This window comes from Sandaracinobacter sp. T42 (assembly GCF_059115405.1).
This window is the reverse complement of sequence record NZ_CM181101.1, coordinates 744,796-768,783: the sequence shown is the minus strand read 5'-3', so window position 1 is coordinate 768,783 and position 23,988 is coordinate 744,796. Positions and strand designations below refer to the sequence as shown.

19 protein-coding genes and 1 tRNA gene are annotated in these 23,988 nt (G+C 66.4%); 13 read left to right on the top strand and 7 right to left on the bottom strand.

From position 1 onward, the window contains the following. Positions 1-28 precede the first annotated feature (28 nt). A complete protein-coding gene (locus ACW9TV_RS03650) occupies positions 29-895 on the bottom strand; it encodes a helix-turn-helix domain-containing protein (RefSeq protein WP_494304501.1) in 867 nt (288 codons plus the stop codon). A 96-nt stretch (positions 896-991) separates the two neighbouring features. Between ACW9TV_RS03650 and ACW9TV_RS03645 the strand changes: the two genes are divergently transcribed. The 3 genes from ACW9TV_RS03645 to ACW9TV_RS03635 all read left to right on the top strand — a co-directional run bounded on the left by ACW9TV_RS03645 (position 992) and on the right by ACW9TV_RS03635 (position 3,742). Continuing rightward, positions 992-1,642, top strand: coding sequence for a glutathione S-transferase family protein (locus tag ACW9TV_RS03645; RefSeq protein WP_494304500.1), 651 nt, complete (start codon positions 992-994; stop codon positions 1,640-1,642). Positions 1,643-1,709: 67 nt separating this feature from the next. Beyond that, the gene (gene dapE / locus ACW9TV_RS03640; protein WP_494304499.1) at positions 1,710-2,834 is read left to right on the top strand and encodes a succinyl-diaminopimelate desuccinylase; all 1,125 of its coding nucleotides are present in this window, start codon (positions 1,710-1,712) and stop codon (positions 2,832-2,834) included. A gap of 134 nt (positions 2,835-2,968) precedes the next feature. Continuing rightward, positions 2,969-3,742 (top strand): SDR family NAD(P)-dependent oxidoreductase, encoded by a 774-nt coding sequence (locus tag ACW9TV_RS03635; protein ID WP_494304498.1) that lies wholly within the window; start codon positions 2,969-2,971, stop codon positions 3,740-3,742. A gap of 36 nt (positions 3,743-3,778) precedes the next feature. Here the strand turns inward: ACW9TV_RS03635 and ACW9TV_RS03630 are convergent, their stop codons facing one another. Then, entirely contained in the window at positions 3,779-5,116 is a 1,338-nt protein-coding gene (locus tag ACW9TV_RS03630; RefSeq protein ID WP_494304497.1) for an oxygenase MpaB family protein, read from the bottom strand. Between the two features lie 74 nt (positions 5,117-5,190). After that, positions 5,191-6,825 (bottom strand): GMC family oxidoreductase, encoded by a 1,635-nt coding sequence (locus tag ACW9TV_RS03625; RefSeq protein ID WP_494304496.1) that lies wholly within the window; start codon positions 6,823-6,825, stop codon positions 5,191-5,193. Between the two features lie 360 nt (positions 6,826-7,185). Here ACW9TV_RS03625 and ACW9TV_RS03620 point away from each other — a divergent pair, with 360 nt between their 5' ends. Continuing rightward, positions 7,186-8,124, top strand: a complete 939-nt coding sequence (locus ACW9TV_RS03620; RefSeq protein ID WP_494304495.1) for an isopenicillin N synthase family dioxygenase — start codon at positions 7,186-7,188, stop codon at positions 8,122-8,124. Next, the gene (locus ACW9TV_RS03615) at positions 8,121-9,638 is read left to right on the top strand and encodes an alkaline phosphatase (protein ID WP_494304494.1); all 1,518 of its coding nucleotides are present in this window, start codon (positions 8,121-8,123) and stop codon (positions 9,636-9,638) included. The genes ACW9TV_RS03620 and ACW9TV_RS03615 overlap by 4 nt, the downstream gene beginning before the upstream one ends. Here ACW9TV_RS03615 and ACW9TV_RS03610 read toward each other — a convergent pair. Further along, positions 9,618-9,770 carry a hypothetical protein gene (locus tag ACW9TV_RS03610; protein WP_494304493.1) on the bottom strand — a complete coding sequence of 51 codons (153 nt, stop codon included), beginning with the start codon at positions 9,768-9,770 and terminating at the stop codon, positions 9,618-9,620. The two genes, ACW9TV_RS03615 and ACW9TV_RS03610, sit on opposite strands and share 21 nt — an antisense overlap. A 206-nt stretch (positions 9,771-9,976) precedes the next feature. Here ACW9TV_RS03610 and prsK point away from each other — a divergent pair, with 206 nt between their 5' ends. Together prsK and prsR are read left to right on the top strand one after the other, a co-directional pair. Next, the gene (gene prsK / locus ACW9TV_RS03605; RefSeq protein WP_494304492.1) at positions 9,977-12,127 is read left to right on the top strand and encodes an XrtA/PEP-CTERM system histidine kinase PrsK; all 2,151 of its coding nucleotides are present in this window, start codon (positions 9,977-9,979) and stop codon (positions 12,125-12,127) included. Next, the gene (gene prsR / locus ACW9TV_RS03600; RefSeq protein WP_494304491.1) at positions 12,124-13,494 is read left to right on the top strand and encodes a PEP-CTERM-box response regulator transcription factor; all 1,371 of its coding nucleotides are present in this window, start codon (positions 12,124-12,126) and stop codon (positions 13,492-13,494) included. The genes prsK and prsR overlap by 4 nt, the downstream gene beginning before the upstream one ends. Here prsR and ACW9TV_RS03595 read toward each other — a convergent pair. Further along, positions 13,485-14,015 carry a hypothetical protein gene (locus ACW9TV_RS03595; protein WP_494304490.1) on the bottom strand — a complete coding sequence of 177 codons (531 nt, stop codon included), beginning with the start codon at positions 14,013-14,015 and terminating at the stop codon, positions 13,485-13,487. The two genes, prsR and ACW9TV_RS03595, sit on opposite strands and share 10 nt — an antisense overlap. A gap of 263 nt (positions 14,016-14,278) precedes the next feature. Between ACW9TV_RS03595 and ACW9TV_RS03590 the strand changes: the two genes are divergently transcribed. The 3 genes from ACW9TV_RS03590 (at position 14,279) to ACW9TV_RS03580 (ending at position 17,985) form a co-directional block, all read left to right on the top strand. Continuing rightward, positions 14,279-14,791 carry a TetR/AcrR family transcriptional regulator gene (locus tag ACW9TV_RS03590; protein ID WP_494304489.1) on the top strand — a complete coding sequence of 171 codons (513 nt, stop codon included), beginning with the start codon at positions 14,279-14,281 and terminating at the stop codon, positions 14,789-14,791. Between the two features lie 94 nt (positions 14,792-14,885). After that, complete coding sequence (locus ACW9TV_RS03585) at positions 14,886-16,784, top strand: tetratricopeptide repeat protein (protein WP_494304488.1); 1,899 nt, start codon at positions 14,886-14,888, stop codon at positions 16,782-16,784. Between the two features lie 79 nt (positions 16,785-16,863). Next, complete coding sequence (locus tag ACW9TV_RS03580) at positions 16,864-17,985, top strand: PEPxxWA-CTERM sorting domain-containing protein (RefSeq protein ID WP_494304487.1); 1,122 nt, start codon at positions 16,864-16,866, stop codon at positions 17,983-17,985. Between the two features lie 36 nt (positions 17,986-18,021). Here the strand turns inward: ACW9TV_RS03580 and maiA are convergent, their stop codons facing one another. Beyond that, positions 18,022-18,651 carry a maleylacetoacetate isomerase gene (maiA, locus tag ACW9TV_RS03575; RefSeq protein WP_494304486.1) on the bottom strand — a complete coding sequence of 210 codons (630 nt, stop codon included), beginning with the start codon at positions 18,649-18,651 and terminating at the stop codon, positions 18,022-18,024. Positions 18,652-18,811: 160 nt separating this feature from the next. Between maiA and ACW9TV_RS03570 the strand changes: the two genes are divergently transcribed. Next, on the top strand, positions 18,812-21,460 hold the full coding sequence (locus tag ACW9TV_RS03570) for a TonB-dependent receptor plug domain-containing protein (RefSeq protein WP_494304485.1): 2,649 nt from the start codon (positions 18,812-18,814) through the stop codon (positions 21,458-21,460). 70 nt (positions 21,461-21,530) lie between these two features. On the opposite strand, the gene hspQ is transcribed toward ACW9TV_RS03570, so the two are convergent. After that, complete coding sequence (gene hspQ, locus ACW9TV_RS03565) at positions 21,531-21,947, bottom strand: heat shock protein HspQ (protein ID WP_494304484.1); 417 nt, start codon at positions 21,945-21,947, stop codon at positions 21,531-21,533. Between the two features lie 131 nt (positions 21,948-22,078). Between hspQ and ACW9TV_RS03560 the strand changes: the two genes are divergently transcribed. Further along, positions 22,079-22,168, top strand: a tRNA-Ser gene (locus ACW9TV_RS03560). Positions 22,169-22,599: 431 nt separating this feature from the next. Continuing rightward, positions 22,600-23,979, top strand: coding sequence for an alginate export family protein (locus tag ACW9TV_RS03555; protein ID WP_494304483.1), 1,380 nt, complete (start codon positions 22,600-22,602; stop codon positions 23,977-23,979). Positions 23,980-23,988 lie beyond the last annotated feature (9 nt).

Here is a 23,988-nt window from a genome sequence, read left to right as displayed (position 1 = left end):
GCCCCTTCAGGCCTCGGCGGTTCCCCCACTAGCCATGCTGCGGCGCGTGCAATCCCTGCATCGTCTCGCCCAGCATCTCCGCCCGTGCTCGCCCGGCGGCCTGCATCAACGGTCGCGCCAGTCCGAAATAGGCGCTCGGGCTCATCCCCATGTGCGCCTTGAACTCCCGCACGAAATGCGACTGGTCAGTGTAGTGGCCGTCCAGGCTGTCGGTGAATGTCCGCCCCGGATTGCGCTGCATCTTGTCCAGCGTCCGCAGGAAGCGCTGTCGCCGCAAAAGCCTCTTCGGCGCAAAGCCGAACAGCTTCGGGCACAGACGCTCCAGCGTCCGCTCCGAAACGCACACCTCGTCCGCAAAGGCCGGCACGGTCGAGACATTCCCCGAAACCAGCGCCCGGTGCAGCCGGTCCGCATGCGGATCGCAGGGCTTCGGGTCCGACAGGCGCGCCGCCAGCCAGTCCCCCAGCATGGCCACGCGCGTGTCATCATCCGCCGCCGCCCGCAGTCGCAGCAGCAGTTCGGCCGTTTCCGGGAACAGTCCGGCAAGCGGCACGGCCCGATTGGCGAAGCGTATGGCGGACTCACCCACCAGCTGCGCCCAGCCCCGCGGCGTCAGCCCCACGCCAATCACCCGAGCGCCCGGCGAGCCGATGATTCGCGCTGCCTTCGCCATCGGGCCGAACAGCGTCGCGTCGCCCAACCATTGCGGCGGCCCCCGCTCGCCGGCCGCCCCCCAGGCCCAGCTCCCCTCGATCGCAAAGCGGATGTTCGCCCATTCCGGGTGCAGCCAGTCGTCAACACCGTCCGCCGCGCAATCCAGCAGGTAGAAAGAGGTCACATGGGGGGTAAGTGCCGGCTGCGGCACGCGAAAGCGGATGGAAAATGCATCTCTCATTGGCCCGCCTTTCATCCTCCGACATCCCCAACCCCATTTCAAGACGGCGTTTCGCCCGCTATGCCCGCGTCAGTCCAAGTCCGAAGGGGCCCGCCCGTGAAACTGATCATCGCCAACCGCCGCTACTCGTCCTGGTCGCTGCGCGGATGGCTCGCGGCGAAACAGTCCGGCCTCGCCTTCGAAGCGGAACTGGTGAACATCTACGCGCCCGACTGGCCCGTCCGGCGGGCCAGCGGCGTCTTTGCGCAGGCGAACGGCAAGGTGCCCATCCTGATTGATGGTGAAGCCGTCATCTGGAACGCGCTGGCCATCATCGACTGGCTCGACCGCAAGTCGGGCGGCACGCGCTTCTGGCCAGCCGCCGGCCCGGCCCGCGCCTTCGCCACCTCGGCCGCCGCCGAAATGCAGGCCGGCTTCCTTGCCCTGCGCCAGGCCTGCCCGATGAACTGCATGCGCCACTATCGTGGCCACGCGATCGCACCCGAAGCCGAAGCCGACATCGCACGGGTCGACGATCTGTGGCGCACGGGCCTCCGCCAGTTCGGCGGCCCCTGGCTCGGCGGCGATCAGTGGGGCGGGGCCGACATCCTCTTCGCCCCCGTCGCCAGCCGCCTCACCACCTATGATGCAAAGCTCAGCCCAGAGGCCGACGCCTACCGCCAGCGTGTCATGGCCCATCCCCATGTCGCGCAATGGGTGGCCGACGCGGCTGCGGAAACGGTGCTGAAGCCGGACTATGAGTTCTGAGGCGGAAGGGGGCGATCCGGCCGCAACCGGCTTGCCCCCACCCGCCCAAGCTGCCAGCAGGGCGGGCATGGATCCGATCGCGCTCGCCCAGGCCCTCATCCGCTGCCCCTCCGTGACCCCTGCCGACGCCGGGGCGATGGGCGTCCTGGCCCTGGCCCTGGAAGGCCTCGGCTTCACCTGCCACCGCCTCACCTTCGGCGCAGCGCCAGACGGCCCGATCGAAAACCTGTTCGCCACGATCGGCAGCGGCGGCCCGCATTTCGCCTTCGCCGGCCATACCGATGTCGTGCCCGAAGGCCGCGGCTGGTCGGTCGATCCCTATGCCGGCGAAATCCAGGACGGCCATCTGGTCGGGCGCGGCGCGGCAGACATGAAGGGTGCGCTCGCGGCCATGGTCGCGGCAGCCGCCGCCCATGTCCGCCGCGGCGCGCCGGGCACGCTCAGCTTCATCATCACCGGAGACGAAGAGGGCCCCGCCACCCACGGAACCGATGAACTCCTGCGCTGGATGGAAGCGAACGGACACCGCCCGCACGCCTGCCTCGTCGGCGAACCCACTTCCGCCCTCGAACTGGGCGACATGATGAAGATCGGCCGCCGCGGCAGCCTGAACGCCTGGATCAGCATCAACGGCGCACAGGGCCATGTCGCCTACCCCGACAGGGCCGACAATCCGATCCGCCGGCTTGTCCCCATCCTCGACGCGCTTCAGGCGCGCCACCTCGATTCCGGAACGGACTGGTTCACCCCCTCCAACCTCGAGATCACCGATCTCGAAGTCGGCAACCCCGCCACCAACGTCATCCCGGCCCAGGCAAAGGCCCGGTTGAACATCCGCTTCAACGATACGCACCGGGGGGAGGATCTCGCCCGCTGGATCCGCGAGACAGTCGCCGCCCATGCCCCTTCGGCCGATGTCGTCATCCGCATCTCGGGCGAAGCCTTCCTCACCGAACCCGGCGCCCTGTCCGGTCTCGTCGCGGCGGCGATCCAGGCGGAAACCGGCCGTACCCCGGAACTCAGCACATCGGGCGGCACCTCGGATGCCCGCTTCATTCGCCGACTCTGTCCCGTCGTCGAATTCGGCCTGCCGGGCCAGTCCATGCACAAGGTGGATGAACTGGCCGCCGTGGCCGACGTGCAGGCGCTCACCCGCATCTATGATCGCATCCTCCGCTCCGCCTTCGCCTGAAGGCCCGCCGGGCCGGATCGCGCGCAGGAAGGCAGCCACCGCCATCGACTTCTGATAGCAGGCGCATTGCACAGGTCTCCTTGCCGGAAAGCCCCCCTAGAAAGGGACGCACGACACCTGAGGAGACCAGCCAGATGACCTATCCGCTTCCCAACGCCAGCACCGATCTCACCGGCCAGGTTGCGCTTGTCACCGGCGCCTCCTCGGGCCTCGGCTGGCGCTTCGCGAAGGTGCTCGCCGCCTCGGGCGCCAAGGTCGCCATCGCCGCCCGCCGGGCAGACAGGCTCGAAGCGCTCGCAGATGAAATCCGCAAGGCCGGTGGCACCGCCCATCCCATCCAGCTCGACGTCACCGATGCAGATCAGCTCGTTGCGGCCGTCGAACAGGCCGAACAGGCGCTGGGCCTCGTCACCATCCTCGTCAACAATGCCGGCATCCCGGATGCGCAACGCGCCCACAAGATGTCGCTGGAACTGATCGACCGCGTGCTGGACATCAACGTCCGGGCGCCCTTCATCCTGTCGTGCGAAGTCGCGCGCCGCCTGCTGGCCGCAAGGCAGCCGGGCCGGATCATCAACATCGCCTCCATGGCGGGCTTCGTCTACAGCGGCAACGGCGCAGCGCTCTATTCCGTCTCCAAGGCCGCCGTTGCGCGCATGGCCGAAGCGCTGGCGATGGAATGGGCCTCGGCCGGCATCAACGTGAACGCCATCGCGCCGGGCGCGTTCGAATCCGAAATGATGGATGGCATGCTCAGCCGCGTGGGCGATATCGCAAAGCACTTCCCGCGCAAGCGCATCGGCAACCCGGCGCAGATGGATTCCACGCTGCTCTTCCTCGCCTCGCCCGCCAGCGAAGCCGTCACCGGCACCGTTATCAAGATCGACGACGGCCAGGGCCCGCGCTGACCTGCGGGGCGCTGGCCTGCCGGGCCCCGCGCCCCGTCAGGCCGGGGCCGCCTCGCCATGGGCCGGGCGATATTGCGCCGCGTCCGTGGTGAACTCCGCATGGCCCATCGCGGCCAGCCGCCGGCGGATGGTCCGGATCATCCGCCGGTCGGCCACGCCACGCAGCCCCGGCACCTTCAAGGCCAGATCATAGCCGATCATCCACCCCAGGATCAGGCCGGTCACTACCAGCGCCCGCGCCCGGTCCGCGATCGTCAGCGGCACGCCCACCTCGGCGGCCTTCTCCACATTGCCGTCATAGAAGTTCGTCACGAAATAGACTTTGGAGAAGCTCTGCTCGTAGCGCGCCTTCAGCCGGTTCCAGAACCGCGTGTCCGGTTCAAGCCAGGCCGCCATGGTCGCGCGCAGCAATGCGCCACAGGTGGCGTCGTCAAAGCCATCGCGCAGGGTGCCCAGCCGCGCCATCCAGGCGTCCACGATCCCCTGCGGCGTATCGGCCAGCAGATCCTCGGGCAGGCCCAGCAGGAAACAGCGATAGCGGCTCAGCTCGATTTGCGCCCGCTCGTCGGCGGTGAACCCGGTACGCCCCTGCTTCAGCAGTCTGGCGGAAATCAGATAGTCGCCGATCAGCCCCGCGGGCATCTGGTCCACCTGCGGGATGGGAATGCCATAGGTCGCCTGGTCCCACCGCCCCCGAGACAGCACGTTGAAGCGCACCATCGAATGCATCAGCCGCACCATGGCCGCCGCCTTGAAGCCGGGCCCGTGCCGCTCCATCGCGCCGGGCAGCACGGATGTCGCGAAGAAGGTGGCGGTTTCCTTTACCCGCCGCGCCGCCGTCTTGTGTGAAAGCGTGCCCGTCAGCGCCATGGGCAGGGCGGCATATTTGTTCATGAAGGTGGCGATGAAGGCCCCGCGCACGGCATAGGGCGCCAGGTGCGCCGTCGCATTGCGCTGCAGTGCCGCGCCGCGCTCCACCTTCGCCATGTCCACCCAGTCGGGCGTCGCCTCCATCGCGCGGATCAGCGCCACCAGTTCAGGGGGCGCGCCCTCCACTGCATCGACGCCCCGGTCACAGGCCTCCACCAGCATGTCCACCAGCCGCCGGAATCCATACGCCGGCATCAGCGCCGCATAGGCGTCCGCCACCGTATCCCCCAGCATGGTATAGGCTTCCAGCCGCGCGATCAGTTCGGTGTCCGCGAACAGGCGCCTGCGGTCCTCGGCCGGCAGGCGCTTCAGCACGCTGTTCCCGCCGTCCGGATCCGCGAACCGCTCCGCCCGCAGGTCAAAGTCGATCCCGCCATACATGGCCGGCACCAGCAGCTTCTGCCGCTCCACCCGCGCCCGAACCTCGGCGACCGTCAGCCCCATCTCTCACCTCCCGGCGGGGGAACCCCCCGTCGCTGCCAGCCTATCGAACGATAGGCCCGGGCGCAATCACCCGCTCAGGCCGCCCGTGCGGCCCGTGCGTCAGCCAGGATCGAATCACTGATCTTTTCCGCCACCATGATCGTCGGCGCATTGGTGTTGCCGCTCACCAGGCGCGGCATCACACTGGCGTCCACCACGCGCAAGCCAGCCAGGCCGTGCACGCGCCCGTCCGGATCCACGACCGCGCCCGGATCGGATGCCTGCCCCATCCGGCATGTCCCCACCGGGTGATAGATGGTGGAGCCATTCTCCTTCGCATACGCCAGCCAGTCGGCGTCGCTCATGGGGCCCGCTTCCGGCAGGCTGCGGCCGACGACCCAGGGCTTCAGCGCTTCCTGCCCCGCCAGCACGTCGGCGAACTTCAGCCCTTCCGTGATCGTCACCTGGTCGATCGGATCGGACAGATAGTTGGGCCGGATCACGGGCGGCGCGAACGGATCGGCGGAACGCACATGGATCGTGCCCCGGCTTTCGGGGCGCAGCTGGCAGGGCGCGATGGTCAGGCCGGGCAGCTTCTCCAGCTCCCACTTCTGCTCTTCGATCTGCTTCTTCGTATCGGCGGTCGCGGGCAGGATATGATATTGCACGTCCGGCCCGGAAAGGCCGGGGCGCGTCCGGTAATAGGCCTGGATATGCGCGGCAGACAGAGTCAGCAGGCCTTTGCGCGTCGTCGCATATTTCGCCGCCTCCACGATCAGCCGCCAGCCCCGGCTCAGTTCGTTCACCGAAACCGTGCCGTCCTTCAGCCGGTATTGCACGCCCACCACATAATGATCCTGGCAATTGGTCCCCACGCCCGGCAGCGCGTGGCGCACCTCGATCCCGGCGGCCTTCAGCACGGCGGGATCGCCGATGCCGTTCACTTCCAGGATCTGTGGCGAATTCACCGCCCCGCCGCTCAGGATCACCTCGCGCGTGGCGCGCACCGAAACCATCCGCCCGTCCTGCCGAAAGGTCACACCCACGGCGCGCGCGCCCTCGAACAGGATGGCCGCCATATGGGCATCGGTCTCCACCCGCAGGTTCGGCCGCGTCATGGCGGGCTTCAGATAGGCCTGGGCGGCCGACCAGCGGCGGCCATTCTTCACCGTCAGCTGGAAATAGCTGATGCCGTCCTGCTGCTCGCCGTTGCAATCGTCGTTGAAGGGCAGGCCGGCCTGCACCCCCGCCTCGATCACCGCATCCGACACCGGGTGGTGCGTCGTCGCATCGCTCACGTTCAGCGGCCCGTCGCTGCCGTGCAACTCGTCGTGCAGCCGTTCATTCCCTTCGGCGCGCCGGAAATAGGGCAGCACGTCGGCAGAACCCCAGCCCCGCGCCCCAAGCTGCGCCCAGCCGTCATAGTCGGCCATCTGCCCCCGCACATACAGCAGCCCGTTGATCGAGGACGAGCCGCCAAGCACCTTGCCGCGCGGCCACACATGCTTCCGACCGTTTGAGCCGGGATCCTCCTCCGTCTCGTACAGCCAGTTGACCGAAGGGTCCTTCAGCGTCTGCGCATAGCCCACGGGCACATGGATCCACGGGTTCCAGTCCTTCGGCCCGGCCTCCAGCACCAGCACCCGGTGCCGCCCGTCCGCCGTCAGCCGGTTGGCCAGCACGCAGCCGGCAGAGCCTGCGCCCACCACGATATAATCGAACTCCAGCATGCACCTCTCCTCCAGCCGCCACTGTGGCGGCAGATGCGCCTGCTTCAAAGCTGTCCCTTCAATGGGGCGGAAACAGGTCCAGGCCGCGAACGCATAAATGGAAGGCGATTTGATGGGCATTGCAGGGGAAATCGGCGTTGGCGCGATGCGAAGGCGGGGCTTTGCCCCCCGGCGAGCGGCGCGACGGCGTTGATTTCCCCTGCAATGCCCACTGAAAGCGTGGATTGCAGCCCCGATCCAGCGCTCGCCTCGCTTGCCAGCTACCTTCAGGTAGCTGGTCTGCGCTCACTCACTCACCTCGGGGCTGCAATCCACGTCAAAACGCCTTCCATTTATGCGTTCACGGCCTAAGGCAGGTTCATGCCGACTCGCGCAGACATCACCCCCGTCCCCCTCTCCCTCGTCGAGGCGGATCTCGCCCAGGCCGCCGACCGCTTCGGGGACAGCTTCCGCCGAACCGGCTTCGCCGTGGTCGAAGGCCATGGCATCCCGCAGGACACCATCGACACGGCCTGGGATGCGGCGAAACGCTTCTTCGCCCTGCCAGAGGATGTGAAGCGCCGCTACCACCTGCCCGGCGGCGCGGGCCAGCGCGGCTACACCCCCTTCGGCGTGGAAACCGCCAAGGGCGCGAAGCTGTCGGACCTGAAGGAATTCTGGCACGTCGGCCGGGACCTGCCCGCCGGCCACCGCTTCGCCGACATCATGGCCCCCAACATCTGGCCCGATGCGGAACTGCCCGAATTCCGCCCCGCCTTCCAGGCCCTGTTCGCCGCGCTGCAAACCACCGGCCTGCGGGTTCTGAAGGCGATCGCCGTCCACCTCGGCCAGCCGCAGGATTTCTTCGAAAGCCCGGTCGAGGACGGCAATTCGATCCTGCGCCTGCTGCACTATCCGCCCGTTCCGGCCGATGCCGACGCCGTGCGCGCCGGCGCGCATGAGGATATCAACGTCATCACGCTACTGCTGGGGGCAGAGGAAGCCGGGCTCCAGCTGCTCTCGCGGCCCAATGAGTCGAATCTGCGCGAATGGCTGGAAGTGCCCGCCCCCGAAGGCTGCCTCGTGATCAACGTGGGCGACATGCTGCAGCGGCAGACGGGCGGACAGCTGCCGTCCACCACCCACCGCGTGGTGAACCCCCCGGCCGAACGGCGGCACCTGTCGCGCTATTCCATGCCTTTCTTCCTCCACTACCGGCCGGACTGGCTGATAACCCCCTTCGTCGAAAACGCGGCGATGCCCCCCATCACCGCGCATGACTTCCTCCTGCAACGATTGGCAGAGATAAAGCTCGCATGACAAAGATGATCCTGATCGCGGCCGCGCTGGCCGCGGCGCCGCTGGCCGCGCAACCCGTCACCACCACCGCCTCGCAAGAGCCGAGCTGGAAGAAGGCCGAAGCCGAAATCGCCGCGCGCCGGTCGATCCCCGGCGCCGGCGCACGGGCGAAGAACGTGATCATCTTCATCGGAGACGGCATGGGTGTCTCCACCATCGCGGCGGGCCGCATCTACGAAGCGCAGAAGCGCGCCAGGGCCGCCGGCGGCACCTACCCCGGCTTCGAAGGCGGCGAAGAAAATCTGCTCAGCTTCGAAAAGCTGCCCAACCGCGCCCTGGTAAAGACCTACAACACCAACGCCCAGGTGCCCGACAGTGCCGGAACCGCCGCCGCAATCACCACCGGCACGAAAACCCGGATCGGGGTGCTGGGTATCCGCCCCGGGCAGGGGGCGGATACCTGCCGCACGCCGGCCGCCTTCCCCCGCACGCTGGGGGAGATCGCCAATGATCGGGGGCTTGGGCTCGGCATCGTCACCACCACCCGCATCACCCACGCGACTCCGGCGGCCATGTACGCCCATTCGCCCTCGCGCGATTGGGAAGGCGCCGACCGCAACTATTCCGCCGAGGACCGCAAGTCCGGCTGCCCCGACATCGCGACCCAGCTGGTGCAGTTCCGGGGCGGCGCAGACGTCGTGCTGGGCGGCGGGCTCGCCCGCTTCCGCCCCACCTCGGCGGGCGGCAGCCGCGATGACGGCCGCGACCTGATCGCGGAATGGCAGAAGGCCTGGCCCACGGGCCGCTTCGTCGACACCGCCGCCCCCTTCCGCCAGCTGGATCCCGCATCGCCCGAAAAGGTGTTCGGCCTGTTCAATGCCGACCATCTCGATTTCAACGTCGATGCCGATCGCACGAAGGAACCCTCGCTCGCCGAACTGGCGCTGTTCGCGGTGCGCAAGCTCCAGGCCGGCTCGAAACGCTCCGGCAAGGGCTATGTGCTGATGGTGGAAGGCGGCCGCATCGATCATGGCCACCACATCTCCAACGCCTATCGCGCGCTGGATGAAACCGCCGAATTCTCGAACGCCATCGCGGAAGTGCTGAAGACCGTCGATCTGAAGGACACGCTCGTCCTCGTCACCGCCGATCACAGCCATGTCTTCACCATGGCCGGCTATCCCCCGCGCGGAAATCCGATCCTGGGCTTCAACCGCCCGATCGAAGGCGGCGAAGGCAGTTCGGCGACCGATGCGAACGGCAATATCGTCGACCAGCTCGGCCGGCCGATGACGACGCTCGGCTACATGAATGGCCCGCTGGAAGTGCGCTCGGGCGGCCGGGTGCTGAATTCCCAGCGCGCGCCGACCGATCCGAACTTCCTTCAGCCCAAGGCCTTCCTGCTCGGATCCGAAACCCATGGGGGGGAAGATGTGGGCCTGTTCGCGGGTGGCCCCGGCAGTGCGCTCGCCTCGGGTACGATCGAGCAGAACACGATCTTCCACATCATCGCCTCAGCCCTCGGCTGGCGCTGATCCGTCCTCGTCCGGGCCTGCCGCTGCGTCGGCGGGCCCGGTCTGTGCCCGGTCCTGCGCCTTGCGCTTTCTCAGATTGTCCCGAAGCGCGGCCTTCAGCCGCGCCGCCCGATCCGCTTTCCGTTCCGCCATCCGTCTTGCTTTCCCGTGACGGCTTGGCGATAGCTCCCCCTGCGCCACATGCAAGGGTCGGGGATCCACAAGGGTCCATGGGGTAAGGCGCTTCCCGCGAATCCACTGTCGGCAATATTGCCGCATGGTGTAAAGTATCTTTACAGGCGCGCCGTTCATCACCGCGGCCGCTGGCTCGGGAGGGGTGCGCGCGATACATGCCGGCCATGCTGGGAACAATCGGCCTGCTCAGTCATCTGGTGGCGACCATCGCCTTCGGTATCCTGGGTCTCGCCCTCGCGCTGCGCCGGGCGCCCACGGGCGTCCGCCTCGCGGTCTCCCTCGCGTCCTTCGTCACCGCCTTCTGGGCCGGCAGCCACATGCTGGCGTCGGCCTATGGCGCAGAAGTGGCGCCCTGGCTCTCGCGCGCGGAAACCCTGCGCACAGCCGCCTGGATCGGCGTCCTCATTCTGCTGCAGCGCCGCTCGCTGGGCCTTGCCGAACGCCCCTCCCAGTCATTCGCCCTCGCGGTCGGGATCGGCTTCATCGTCGCCCTCCAGCTCGCGCTCGACATCATGTTCAACCTCGGCACAAGCACCGCATCCCTCGCCGATCAGCCCTTCGGGGCCATGCTGTTCGTCGCCGGCCGCCTCATCCTCGCCATCTCCGGCCTTGTGCTGCTGCACAATCTCTATGTGAACAGTCCCGAAAGCGGCGGCCTCTCGTTCCGCATGTTCGCCGTCGGCCTCGGCGTCATCTTCGCCTACGATCTCAACCTCTACACGCTCCAGTTCCTGCTGGGCGAAATCAACCAGTCGCTGCTCGGCATCCGCGGCGCGGTGAACGCGCTCGCCGTCCCGCTCATCTACCTGGCGCTCCGCCAGGACAGCGACGGCCGCTTCCACCTGTCCCGCCAGGCCGCCTTCCAGACGGTCAGCTTCTCGATCATCGGCCTCTACCTCATCGCCATGTCGCTTCTCGCCTATGGCCTGAAGATCACCGGCGGGGACTGGGGCCAGCTGCTGCAGGTCACCTTCCTCGCCGCCACCATGATCGCCGGCGCACTGGTCATGCTCAGCCCCCGCTTCCGGGCCGAACTCCGCGTCCGCATCGCCCGCAATTTCTATCGCTACCGCTACGATTATCGCGTGGAATGGCTGCGCTTCATCGACAAGATCGATTCAGCCGAGCCCGCCGTTCCCGGCCTTCCCGTCGCCCCGGTGCGCGAGCGGCTGATCGAGGCGATCGCAACCGTCCTCGAATGCCCCGGCGGCGCGCTGTTCGAACCGGTCGACGGCGATGCGTTCCAACTCACCAGCCGCTGGAACTGGCCCGATCTCGACGCACCGACCATTGCCGACAGCGCCGCGCTCACCCTCTATTTCATGGAATCCGGCCGGATCGCGGATTTCGACCAGCTCCGCGCGGACGCGTCCGGCGGCACCAGCGGCAGTCACGGCTCCCTCACCCTGCCTGTATGGGCCGCCCGAGACCGCACGATCTGGCTCGGCGTGCCGCTCATCCACCGCGACACGCTGGCGGGCATCCTGCTCCTTCAGCGCAGCCTCGCCGCCCGCGATCTCAACTGGGAGGATTATGATCTCCTGCGAACACTGGGCCGCCAGTCCGCCTCCTATCTGGCAGAGGCCGAAACCCAGGCCCAGCTGGAAGAAGCCCGCCGCTTCGAGGAATACAACCGCCGCTTCGCCTTCGTCATGCACGACGTGAAGAATGTCGTCAGCCAGCTCGGCCTGCTCGCCCGCAACGCCGAACGCCATGCGGACAAACCGGAATTCCGCGCCGACATGATCGCCACGCTGAACGCCAGCGTCTCCAAGATGACGGACCTTCTGAAGCTGATGGGCCGGGAACCGGAAGTGCGCGGCGGGGCGGAGGAAACCCAGGGCGAGCTGGTGGATATCGCCCGCGTCCTCACCATCGTCGCCGCCGCGCTGCGCCGTCAGCACAGCGCACTGGAACTGGAAGGAGCCGAAGGCTCCGTGCGGATCCCCGGCGACGAGGGCCGTCTGGAAGCAATGCTGACCCACCTGATCCAGAACGCGATCGACGCCAGCGCGCCGGATGCCCCCATCCGCCTCGGCCTCGAAGCCGGCGGCACCGATGTCCGCATCCGCATCGCAGACAACGGCCATGGCATGTCGCCCGCCTTCCTGCGTGAAGAACTGTTCAGGCCGTTCCGCTCCACCAAGGACGGCGGCTTCGGCATCGGCGCCTTCGAAGCGCGGGAAATCGCGCGCGCGCACGGCGGGCGCCTCGAAGTCGAAAGCCGCCCCGGCGAAGGCAGCGTCTTCACACTCATCCTCCCACGCACCGGCAAGGTGCCGGATCGCAACCGACAGAAAGTCCATCGCACATGAATTCCGCGCAACCGGCGTCCGAAAAGCCCGTTCTCCTCGTCGTCGAGGATGACGCCGGCCTCCAGCGTCAGCTGCGCTGGGCCTACGAGGATTACGAGGTCATCATCGCCGGTGATCGGGAAAGCGCGGTCGCCGCGGTGCGGGCCCGCCGCCCCCCCGTCGTCACCCTCGATCTCGGCCTCCCGCCCGACGCCGACGGCGCGACCGAAGGCTTCGCCACGCTCGAGGAAATCCTCCTCATCGCGCCCCATACCAAGATCATCGTCGCCTCGGGCCACGGCGCCAGAGACAGCGCCCGCCGCGCCATCGCGCTCGGCGCCTTCGATTTCTACCAGAAGCCGATCGACATCGACGAACTCGGCTTCCTCGTCGGTCGCGCCTTCCATGTCGCCCAGTTGGAAACGGAAAACCGCCGCCTCGCCAGCGAACGCCGGGACTCGCCGCTTGCGAACCTCATCACCGGGGCGCCGGAAATGCTGAAGGTTTCCGCCATGGTGGAAAAGGTCGCCCCCACCGACGTCTCCGTGCTGCTGCTGGGGGCATCGGGCACCGGCAAGGAAGTGCTGGCGCGCGGTCTGCACGCCGTTTCCCGCCGTGCCGAAGGGCCCTTCATCGCCATCAACTGCGGCGCCATTCCCGAAAACCTGCTCGAGGCGGAGCTGTTCGGTTACGAGCGCGGCGCCTTCACCGGCGCCGTCAAGACGACAGAGGGCAAGATCGAACTGGCGCAGGGCGGCACCCTCTTCCTCGACGAAGTCGGCGACATCCCGCTGGCCCTTCAGGTGAAACTGCTGCGCTTCATCCAGGAACGCATCATCGAACGCATCGGCGGCCGCAAACCGATCGAGGTGGACACCCGCATCGTCTGCGCAACGCACCGCAATCTCAAGCGGATGATCGCCGAAGGCACCTTCCGCGAGGATCTCTTCTACCGGATCGCCGAAGTCACGATCAGCATCCCCCCCCTTCGCGAGCGGGAGGGCGACGCGATACTCCTCGCCAACCATTTCCTGCAGAAGTTCAGCAGCGGCCGTGCCGGTCCGGCGCTCCGCTACGGCCCGGACGCGCTCGCCGCCATCAGCCTGCACAGCTGGCCCGGCAATGTCCGGGAACTGGAAAACCGGGTGAAGCGCGCGGTCATCATGGCAGACGATAACCAGATCACCGCGGCGGACCTGGATCTTGCCGACCAGCCGGAAGCCGCGATCCAGACCCTGCGCGATGCCCGCATGATCTCGGACAGGCGCACCATCACCGCCGCCCTCACCGCGACCAGCGGCAGCATCAGCCGCGCCGCGAAGCTGCTGGGGATCAGCCGCCCCACCCTCTACGATCTCATCCGCGAGCTGGAGATTCCTCAGCCCTGAGGCGGCGGCGCCCCCAGACCCAGCTCAGCCTCCATCCCGCGCATCGCCAGCTCCACGCGGGCGATCAGCTGATCCAGTTCCGCGTCCTCGTCCGCAGTGGGATCGCCGCCTGCGGCCGGGGGCGGCGGGGCAGCGGGCGCATCGCGCCTCGCCCTGGCCGGTTTCGCGGGTGTGGCGTCCTTCAGCTGCTGCCAAAGGCCCAGCAGCATCCGGTCCAGTTCACCGGCCTTGGCGCCCGCGCCCGGCATCAGCCGTGTCACCAGATGATCGATCAGCAGCGTCTCCACCGCCGCCAGCCGCGCGGCATCCACCCGCGCCCACAGCCGCGCGAAAGACGGATCGCGCCGCCGCAACTCCAGCACATCGCCGAAACTCAGCCCGCTCCCCTCCAGCGCGGCCGCAAGCCCGGCCCCGATCAGCCCGTCCAGAAAGCGGCGCCCCTCTTCGGATCTGCGGGTCCGCCGACGCCAGACAAGCCGGATCTGCGCACGCCCCCCCGCAATCGGAAGTCGAGCCCGCATCGGGCAGAGACCAGGGTTCAGAATGGGTTCAGCTTTTGTCATCACCCTGAACATATCCACTTCGGATAGTGTAGGACAGGCACTGAAGCCGATCCGTGGATATTAAGGTGCGTATGCGGAACATGCGTCCGAATTGAATTGGAACCAGTCTGCGGATGGATTAATTAATGGCAATGGGCATGGCAGAGAGTCTTTCACCGGCTCCAAAGGCCGATGGCCGAAGGGAACGGTCGGCCGCCAGCAGGCGGCGCATACTCGATGCCATGGTCGATCTCATCGAATCCGGCCAGCCCGCTCCCACCGCTGAAACGGTCGCCGCCCGGGCCGGCGTCTCGCTGCGCACCGTCTTCCGCCATTTCGAGGAAATGGAAAACCTCCACCTCGAGATTGCGGCGATGGTCTTCGAGCGGGTCCGTCCCATCCTCGAACGCCCGATGCGCGCCCGCGAATGGCCCGAAAGCCTCGCGGAATCCGTCGAGCGCCGGGCCGAATTCTTCGAGATCATGGCCCCCTTCAAGAGCGCGATCGACGTGCATCGCCACCGCAGTCGCGCCATCGCCGCCCAATACCGCCGCATCAACGTGATGAGCCGGGACCTGCTCGCCGCCTCCGTCCCCTCCAGTCTTCTGGCGGACCGGGAAATGTTCGAGCTTCTTTCGCTCCTCCTCTCGCTGGAAGCGTGGCAACGCCTGCGCGAGCAGCAGGGCCTGTCCGTCGCAGAAGCGCAGCAGGCGGTGCTGCGCGGGGCCAGGGCCCTTATCGAATCCAGGGGCTGATCGGGATCCCCCGGGATCCGGCAGCCATGATGCCAATTGCGTCCCTCGTGCGACTTACCTAGGAACCATCCCGGCAGGAGGCCGCCGGAAGCCGATGACTCGCTATGTCGCGTTCCTGAGTTACAGCCACCGCAACAAGGCTGAGACCGAGTGGCTCCATCGGGCCCTCGAACGCTACAGCATTCCACGCAAGCTCGTCGGCCGCGAAACCGCCAAGGGAAAGGTGCCCGCCCGCCTCATTCCCATCTTCCGCGATCGCGACGAACTCGCCGTCTCCTCCAACCTCGGCGGTGAACTGAAGGCGGCACTCGAAAACGCCGCCCATCTGATCGTCATCGCCTCCCCCGCCTCCGCGCGCTCCACCTACGTGCAGGAGGAGATCCGCACCTTCAAGGCGATGCACGGGGAGGAGCGGGTGTTCGCCCTCATCGTCGACGGAGAGCCCTATGCAAGTCAGATGCCCGGCCGGGAAGATGAGGAATGTTTCCCGCCCGCGCTGCGCTTCCGCATCGATCCGGACGGCACCGTCGGCGCCACGCCCGCCGAACCGATCGCCGCCGACATCCGGCCCGGCAAGGATGGCCGCCGGCTGGCGCTGCGGAAGCTGGTCGCCGGTCTCACCGGGCTGCGCCTCGATGACCTCGTGCAGCGCGAAGCCCAGCGCCGCGCCCGCCGCCTCACCTGGATCGCCTCGGGCGCGTCGCTTGGAATGCTCTTCACCTCGGGCCTCGCCTTCTACGCCAACCAGCAGCGCATCGTCGCCGTCGAACAGCGCAAGATCGCAGAGCGGGAAACCGCCGCCGCCCGCGCCGCGACGGACTATCTGATCGGCACTTTCGAACTGTCCGATCCGGCCACGGAAAATCCCCGCACCGTCAGTCTTGTCACCATCCTGTCGCGCGGGGCGGAACGCGCCCGCACCGAACTCCGGAACCAGCCCGAGATCGAAGCGCGCCTCGTCACGGCCGTGGGCCGCGCCTACACCAATCTCGGCCTGCTGGACGAAGCTGAAACCGCGCTCGCCCGCGCCATGCCGGCGATCCGCCGCGCCGGCCCGGATGGCGCCCCCGCCCTCATCGCGCTCGCGACGAACTACCTGCGCAAGGGCCGGCCCGAACGCGCCCTCAGCATCCTGTCCAGCGCCGACCGCATGCTGGGAACAGACCCTGCGGATCATCTCTCCCTGCGCGCCCAGCTCTCCGCCGCGCGCGGCAACATCGCCTACATCAACGGCAAAGCGGACGAGGCGCTGAAACAGTTCGACGAAGCCGTCCGGTATCTGGCCCGCGAACAGGATGTGGATCCCAAGCTCCGCGCCGACATCCTCGAAGGCCGCGGCCGCATCCTCATCGATCTCGGCCGGTTCGACGAAGCCGAAGCAGCCCTCCAGGCGGCCAACCGGCTCTACGCCACCTATCGCGGCGAACAGCACATCAACACCGGCTACAATTTCTACTATCTCGCCCTCGCCGCCTACAGCGCGGGAAAGTATCCACTCGCGGAAGAACGGGTCGGCCGCGCCCTCGCCATCGTCTCCCGCGTGCTGGACAAGACAAACCCGATCCGCGCCGACGTTCTGTCGCTGCAGGGCTCCATCTACCAGGCCCGCAGCAAACTCGATCTCGCCGACCGCGCACTCGCGGAATCGATCGACGCCTATCGCGCCGTCTACAAGGGCCCGCACTACAATATCGGAATCGCCGAATTCTATCGCGCGCAGGTGGCCGAACAGCGCGGGCAGCTGCAATCTGCGATTGACCATCTAAACGAGGCGCAGCGCAACTACGAGGCAAGCTACGGAAAGCAGCACGCAAATATCGGCGAAGTCCTCGTCACCCGTGCCGCCCTCCTGTTCAAGCTTGGAAAGCGGGATCAGGCCCGATCCCAATGCGGGGCGGGAATCCGGATGCTCGAAGCCACAATGGGCCCTGACAGCAGCTTCACCCAAGGTCTGCGCAAGACCTGCGAGGGCCTTGCTTCGAAAGACAGTTAACCCGGAACGCCAACTCGACAATCGGGTCGCCGACAGATATGCTCATCTCAATTGGGGCATTTTTCTGGGGGTTTTTGTCATGCGCAGTGCAAGCAGCATCCTGCTCGCCGCCGCCACGGGTCTATGGGCCAGTGCCGCCGGGGCAGTCGATATCAGCGTCACGCCGGAATATGGTCATCTGCTGATCCTCGAAAACGCAGTCGACAGCAGCGGCGTCTCGCCACCCGTGCTCTACAAGTCGGATTCGGCCGGCAAGGGCGCCGGATACGCCGCAAATGTCACCTCGAACGGCAACAGCGTCTTCTTCTCGTCCGGCTCGATGTCGGCGGGAAGCGGAAACGCCGCCCTGTCCGTCGTCGGCGTTTCCCTGGATTTCGCCAACCTCGGCGGCCAGCAGATCAACAGCGTCACCTCCACCATCTTCCAGTCCACCTTCGGCTTCTACATGGCGCCGTTCGGCAACAACCCGCCGGTCTGCACCGGCGCGACTCTGCCGACCTGCCAGGGCGCGATCGGCGGCGCGGTGGATTTCGCCAGCATGGTCGATGGCGGCAGCCCGCTGTTCACCTCCGGTCTCGCCGGCAGCAGCTTCCTGTTCGAAGTGCTGGTGAACGGCCAGGTCGAACGCAGCATCGGCGGCGGCCTCACCCTCGTCGACAATGGCGCCAACCCGCCCACCCTCGTCAGCTACAGCCAGATCGACGGCGTCGTCGGCGGGCTGGGCGCCCTGTCGGGTGTGCTGCCCGGCTTCGAACTGCTTCAGAACGACGGCTACGGCCTGATCTACGGCTGGGATCAGTCGAACTTCACCGTCAACTTCGATCAGCCCATCGTCGGATCCGGCAGCATCGGCTACCGCATCACCACCTACAGCTTCGGCGACTCCCTCACCGGGAACAACGAATCCAGCCGGTCCATCATCGCCTTTTCCTGCTTCGCCGATCCGGTCGGCCGCGGCAGCACCAGCTCGATCATTCCGCTGATCAATTCGCTGGCCGATCCCACCTGCGATGATTTCCGCGAAGGCGGCGACCAGAAGCGCAATTATGTGCTGAACATCGGGAACATCGATGAAAACGGCAATTTCAGCTTCACCGCGCCAGGCGCCATCCCCGAACCGGACACCTGGGCGATGCTGATCATGGGCTTCGGCCTCGTCGGCCTGTCCATGCGCCGCGGGAAAAAGCCCGTCAGGGCCTGATCCCCGGCCAGCGCCGGCCGTCGGGCTCCCCCCGATTCAGTCGGCGTCGGGCTGCGCGTCCGGATGGGCTGCCCGAAACGCGGGCAAGTCCGCGCAGGCGGATTCAATCCCGGTGATGCGTGGAAAAGGCGAAAGATCCACGCCAAAGCGGCGGCAGTTAAACAGCTGCGGCACGATCAGGATATCCGCCAGCGTCGGCGCCCCTCCAAAGGCGAACGGCCCCCCAGTCCGGCCAACAAGCTGCTCGACGGCCGTCAGCCCCCTGACAAGCGTGTCCTGCGCCCAGCGGCGCGCGGCCTCGGCCCCGGCCAGCGCTTCGATGCGCTTCAGAACGCCCAGATTCTGGACGGGGTGTGTATCCGCCGCGATGGCCAGCGCCACGGCCCGGATCCTCGCCCGGTCGATGGGGTCTTCCGGCAGGAAGGCGGGCGCGGGGCGGGTCTCCTCCAGCCACGCCAGGATCGCAAGCGACTGGGTCAGCAGCGTCCCGTCCGCCAGCTCCAGTGCAGGCACCAGGCCCTGCGGGTTGCGTGCCAGCCACTCGGGGGCGCCCTGCGCGCCGGTCCTCAGGTCGATGGAAACAGTCTCGAACGGCACCCCCTTCCAGTGGAGGCCGATGCGAACCCGCCAGGCAGCGCCGGACCGGAAATAGCCGTACAATTTCATGGCGGCGAACCCTAGCGCGGGCAAAGACAGGGCGCCAGCATGTCACTATTCTGCAACAGGTCCGACAATCCTGTATGGTGTTGATCGAAGTCTCGTTGCGCAACGCGTCGCGCAGGGCATTCTTGCTGCATTGCAGCAGGTTCAAAACAGGGGACTTTCCATGCGCTTCCGAACCCTTCTTCTCGCAACTATCGCCATCCCGTCGGCGCCCGCGCTGGCGCAGGAGGCCGCGACGACTGCCGATGCCGATACCATCATCGTCACCGGAACCCGCCGGCTCGACCGGACAGTGGCGGATTCGCCCGTCCCGGTCGATGTCGTGGGGCTCACCAGCATCCAGAACAGCGGCCAGACCGAAACGGCCCGCGCCCTTCGGGATCTCATCCCCAGCTTCAACTTCCCGCAGCCGACCGTCGCGGACGGAACGGATGTCATTCGCCCCGCCTCCCTGCGCGGGCTGGGCCCCGATCAGACCCTGGTGCTCGTGAACGGCAAGCGGCGCCACCTGTCCGCCCTGCTGAACATCAATGGCTCGGTGGGCCGGGGCAGCCAGGCGGTGGATGTGAACTTCATCCCGACCGCAGCACTCAGCCGCGTCGAAGTCCTGCGCGACGGCGCGGCCGCGCAATATGGCTCCGACGCGATCGCGGGCGTGATCAACTTCCAGCTGAACGATGCGCGCGAAGGCGGCCGCGTTTCTGTCACCTACGGCAAGAACGTCACCGACATCGGCGGCGTCAACCGCATGGGCGGTCTGGTGCTTGGCGCCAACGGCCTCCCGCAGCTCACGCCGGATGGCGTGCTCACGCTCGAGGACAGCGGCCGCAAGCTGCACGTGACCGACGGAGAGACCGTCACGGTCACGGGCAATCTTGGCCTGCCTCTCGGCGCGGAAGGCTTCGTGAACATCACCGGGGAATATCGGACCCGAGACAGAACGAACCGCACCGGCTACGACCGGCGGCAGCAGTATAACGTCACGGCCAACAACTGGAACGTGCCGGCGGAACAGGCGTTCGACAGGCGCAGCCACCGCATCGGCGATCCCAAGACCGAAGACGGGCAGATCGCGGTAAACGCGGGCATCCCGCTCGACGACAATGTGGACCTCTACGCCTTCGGCACCTGGGGCAAGCGGCACGGGGAATCGGCCGGCTTCTACCGCACCAGCCGCGACAACCGGAACGTGATCTCCATCTATCCGGATGGCTTCCTTCCGCTGATCACGTCGGTATCCGACGATCTGGCCATCACCGGCGGCCTCAAGGGCGATTTCGGCGGCTGGAACTGGGATCTGTCCATGCAATATGGCCAGAACAAGCTCGACTACACCATCAAGAACACGCTGAACGCGTCCATCGGTCCGTCCAGCAAGCAAAGCTTCGACGCCGGCGGCCTCACCTACTCCCAATGGGTGAACAACCTCGATATCAGCCGCGACTTCGACCTTCTCGAACGCACGACGCTCTCGTTCGGCCTCGAATACCGGCGGGAAACATTCCGCGTCCGCGCGGGCGAGCCGGACAGCTACCGCTCGGGCGGCGCCACCCTGTGTCAGAACAACCCGCAATGGTGCGCGACGGCCTCTGCCAACGTGGGCGCGGCGCCGGGCAGCCAGGTGTTCCCCGGCTTCCAGCCATCCATCGGCGGCGTCTCCGTCACGGGCACCAACGCCCGCGAGAATGTCTCCGCCTATGCCGAACTGGACATGGACCTGCTGCCGGTGTGGAACCTGCAGCTGGCCGGCCGGTTCGAGGATTATTCGGATTTCGGCAGCGACTGGAACTGGAAGGCGGCCACACGCTTCGAAGTGACGGACTGGGTTGCGGTCCGCGGTTCCGTCTCAACCGGCTTCCGCGCCCCGGGCGTGGCGCAGCAGTTCTTCGCGGCGGCCGCCACCAACAATGTGAACGGCGTGCTGCTGGATACCGTCACGCTGCCGGTGAACAACCCGGTGGCGCAGGCGCTCGGCGCGACGCCGCTGAAGCCGGAAACGGCGGTGAACTGGTCCGCAGGCCTCACAGCCTCGCCGTTCAGCGGGCTGAACTTCACTTTCGATTATTACGAGATCCGGATCGATGACCGCATCGTACTGACGGAAAATCTGGTGGCCAGCCGTAATGCGGCCGGGCAACCCTCCGGATCCAACCCCGGCTTCGGCATCGCCCAGATCCTGAACACCGCCGGGTTCAACACGATCTCGGCCGCCCGCTTCTTCATCAACGGCATCGACACGAAGACACGCGGCTTCGACGCGATCGCCACCTACCGCCATGATTTCGGCAATTATGGCGCGCTGCAGTTCACCCTGGGCTACAACTGGAACAAGACAGACATCACCGAACTGAAGGGTGCGCCGGGCGCCCTGAACCAGGTGCCGGGCATCGTTCTGTTCGGGCGGCAGGAATCGCTGCGGATCACCCAGGGCACCCCGGCCGACAAGATCAGCATCGGCATGGATTATGATTGGGAATGGCTGGGCGTCACGCTGCGCGGCAACCGCTACGGCAAGGTGCTGGCGGCCGGCGCCGATGCCTTCACCGATCATGAAATCCGCCCCGCGTTCGTGGCGGATGCCGAAATCCGCGCGCGGCCGTCCGGCTCCCTCAGCGGGATCGAAGTCGCCATCGGCGCGAACAACCTGTTCGATAAATACCCCACCGCCTTCCCCACCGGGCAGGGCACGGATCCGGTGACGGGCGCAACCCGCAACTACTCCGCGAACAACTACTACTTCCCCTTCAGCAGCTATTCGCCCTTCGGCTTCAATGGCCGCTATCTCTACGGGCGGATCTCCTACCGCTTCTAGGTTCGGTTCATCACGAAAGGGCCGCGCCGGTCATGTCCGGCGCGGCCCCGTTCGGGTTCCGCGCCGCCTCTCAGTTCCGCGCCGAAGGCAGCAGGATGTACCGCCCGTCTCGGAAGGCGCCGAAGATCTGCGGAATTGCCGGGTGCCGCACCTCGCCCCCGCTGTCGGGCAGCAGGTTCTGCTGGCTGACATAAGCAACGTAGGACGAATCCTCATTCTCCGCGAGAAGGTGGTAGAAGGGCTGATCCTTCGCCGGCCGCACCCCCTCGGGAATGGCAAGCCACCATTCCTCCGTATTGGCGAATTCCGGATCCACATCGAAGACCACGCCGCGGAACGGGAAGATGCGGTGCTTCACCACATCGCCGATGCCGAACCGTGCCGTACGGATCTCGCCCGGCCGCGCGTCCTCAATCCCTGCCGGGGAACGAAACGCGCCGCCCTCTGTCGGGTTGCTCTGGTTTCTGCTCATGTTCCAGCCTTCCATGTGCAGGATATAGGCACCCGTCACCCAAGCGGAAGGGGCCGCATCGCGACAGACTTGTCATTGGCCGACAGCGCGGCTATGGCCCGCCCCTCGCGTCCCACGCCAAGACCACTGGCGGGGCATGGCACCGCGGAGAGGTGGCAGAGTGGTCGAATGCGGCGGTCTCGAAAACCGTTATGGGTGTAAGCTCATCGAGGGTTCGAATCCCTCCCTCTCCGCCAACTATTGCCAAGCCATTGCATTAAAGCAATAAAATGGTGATTATTGCGACACTGGCTGCTCTGTCACCTTTCTTGCTACAGATTACGCCTTGGGATTGGCAGTGGTTGCCGGAAAGATCGTCCGTTCAGCGCCCCTAAGTCGGCCGTTCCGGCTGTAGTCACGCGATGCCCGAAAGCGGCTGTTGGGCGAAGGACAAATAGGCTATTCTGTGAAAGGGCCGCAGCGCCATTTTGGCAGGCGGCGTCGAAGGGGCCCTCATCTCGGCCCGGGCTACGACCGGCAAAAAATTTGTTGCCGGTCTGCGATAAGGCAGGACTTCGTTAACTTTCTTGGCCGCAATGTAATGATTGTCGATTGAGGGGATGCGGATAATGCGCCCGGCAACCTACGTGATTGTTGCATTATGCGCAGGCTCGATAGCTGCCAGTCCGTGCGTGGGCAGACGAACGATCCGCTTCTGATCGCCGGTTCGGATGACTGGGAGTTGCGTGCCCATGTCGAGGCGGGCATCAACCTCGTCGCAGAACGGAATCTCTTCTGGGAATTCGCCGAGAGCGTCGCCGAAAATGCTCAGTTTAATTCTGACGCCGATTGGGCAGAGTTTTACTTTAGGCCCGGTGTTTCCTTCAGGCATTCGCTGGATGATCGGACCTATTTATACGGCGGTGTTTCCATCGTCGCCTCGGCGACGGAGGGAACCGACGCGTTCGATGCAAGCAATGCCGGCGACGTGACTGTGGAAGAAATGTATCTGGGTTTGCGGCGTGGCGAGAAAAATGCGCCCGGGGTTGATCTGTCCTTCGGCGCGCGCGAGTGGAAAGCCGGGACGGGCATGCTGCTTGCCAACGGCGGAGCGAGCGGCTTTTCGCGCGGGGCGCTGAAACTCGGTCCGCGGCATGCCTGGCGCATCGCAGGTCTCGTGTCCGCAACGACCGGGCGGCTGTCCGGCACCGCTTTCTACCTGGATCCCAATGAGGCTCCCGATAATGACACCGGCACGCACATGGCCGGCGTCGATGTGCGCTACGACGCCGACGCGGGCAGCTTCGTCGGCGTGACGGCAGGCAAGGTGCTGAGCTCGTCCGCACCCTATCCGCAGGCGGCCGCGGGCGGCACCGGCCGGCCCCGGTTCATTGATGGCGGGCGCGACGGTCTGCGCTTTGTGACCGCATACGGACGTATGGCGCCGACCGCCGGCCCGCTCGCAAACCTGTGGATCGGCCTCGACCTCGCGATTGAGCGCAACAGCCGTATCGACCTCAAGGCGTGGGCGGGCCGCGTGCAGATCGGCTACAGCTTCACATCACATCCTTGGCGGCCGACGATTTCATATGTCTATCAGAGCTTCTCTGGCGACGATCCCGACACGCCCGAACTCGAACGCTTTGACCCGCTCTATTATGAAGGCAACCCCAGCGCTTGGTCGACCGGGTCGAAATCGTCGATGGTGTTCATCAATTCGAACGTGAATGCCCACCAGATCGTGATGAGCGTCACCCCCGGGCAACGCGATACGGTGACGTTGCGGCTCGCGCGGATCAGGGCCAACGAACTGCGCAGCCCGATCCAGTTCGGCCAGGCGACGCGTCTCGAGTTCGAGGACGGTATCGCCAATCCAATCGCAGGCGTCACGCGCCGTCACCTCTCTGACGACATCTATCTCGAGTATCGGCGCGTGGTGACGCGGAACATCTATTTCACCAGCGGGATTTCGCTGTCCAAGCCGGGTGCAGGGATCGACTCAATCGTGCCGTCGGTCGACGCGCCGCTGTGGACTGGCGGTTTCGCCAATCTGATTGTGAGTTATTAGCAGGGGAAA

Coding starts and splice junctions, on each gene's coding strand:
- ACW9TV_RS03650 (WP_494304501.1), bottom strand. CDS start 895: ATGAGAGATGCATTTTCCATCCGCTTTCGCGTGCCGCAGCCGGCACTT.
- dapE (WP_494304499.1), top strand. CDS start 1,710: ATGGATCCGATCGCGCTCGCCCAGGCCCTCATCCGCTGCCCCTCCGTG.
- ACW9TV_RS03635 (WP_494304498.1), top strand. CDS start 2,969: ATGACCTATCCGCTTCCCAACGCCAGCACCGATCTCACCGGCCAGGTT.
- ACW9TV_RS03630 (WP_494304497.1), bottom strand. CDS start 5,116: ATGGGGCTGACGGTCGCCGAGGTTCGGGCGCGGGTGGAGCGGCAGAAG.
- ACW9TV_RS03625 (WP_494304496.1), bottom strand. CDS start 6,825: ATGCTGGAGTTCGATTATATCGTGGTGGGCGCAGGCTCTGCCGGCTGC.
- ACW9TV_RS03620 (WP_494304495.1), top strand. CDS start 7,186: ATGCCGACTCGCGCAGACATCACCCCCGTCCCCCTCTCCCTCGTCGAG.
- ACW9TV_RS03615 (WP_494304494.1), top strand. CDS start 8,121: ATGACAAAGATGATCCTGATCGCGGCCGCGCTGGCCGCGGCGCCGCTG.
- ACW9TV_RS03610 (WP_494304493.1), bottom strand. CDS start 9,770: ATGGCGGAACGGAAAGCGGATCGGGCGGCGCGGCTGAAGGCCGCGCTT.
- prsK (WP_494304492.1), top strand. CDS start 9,977: ATGCTGGGAACAATCGGCCTGCTCAGTCATCTGGTGGCGACCATCGCC.
- prsR (WP_494304491.1), top strand. CDS start 12,124: ATGAATTCCGCGCAACCGGCGTCCGAAAAGCCCGTTCTCCTCGTCGTC.
- ACW9TV_RS03595 (WP_494304490.1), bottom strand. CDS start 14,015: ATGCGGGCTCGACTTCCGATTGCGGGGGGGCGTGCGCAGATCCGGCTT.
- ACW9TV_RS03590 (WP_494304489.1), top strand. CDS start 14,279: ATGGTCGATCTCATCGAATCCGGCCAGCCCGCTCCCACCGCTGAAACG.
- ACW9TV_RS03585 (WP_494304488.1), top strand. CDS start 14,886: ATGACTCGCTATGTCGCGTTCCTGAGTTACAGCCACCGCAACAAGGCT.
- ACW9TV_RS03580 (WP_494304487.1), top strand. CDS start 16,864: ATGCGCAGTGCAAGCAGCATCCTGCTCGCCGCCGCCACGGGTCTATGG.
- maiA (WP_494304486.1), bottom strand. CDS start 18,651: ATGAAATTGTACGGCTATTTCCGGTCCGGCGCTGCCTGGCGGGTTCGC.
- ACW9TV_RS03570 (WP_494304485.1), top strand. CDS start 18,812: ATGCGCTTCCGAACCCTTCTTCTCGCAACTATCGCCATCCCGTCGGCG.
- hspQ (WP_494304484.1), bottom strand. CDS start 21,947: ATGGAAGGCTGGAACATGAGCAGAAACCAGAGCAACCCGACAGAGGGC.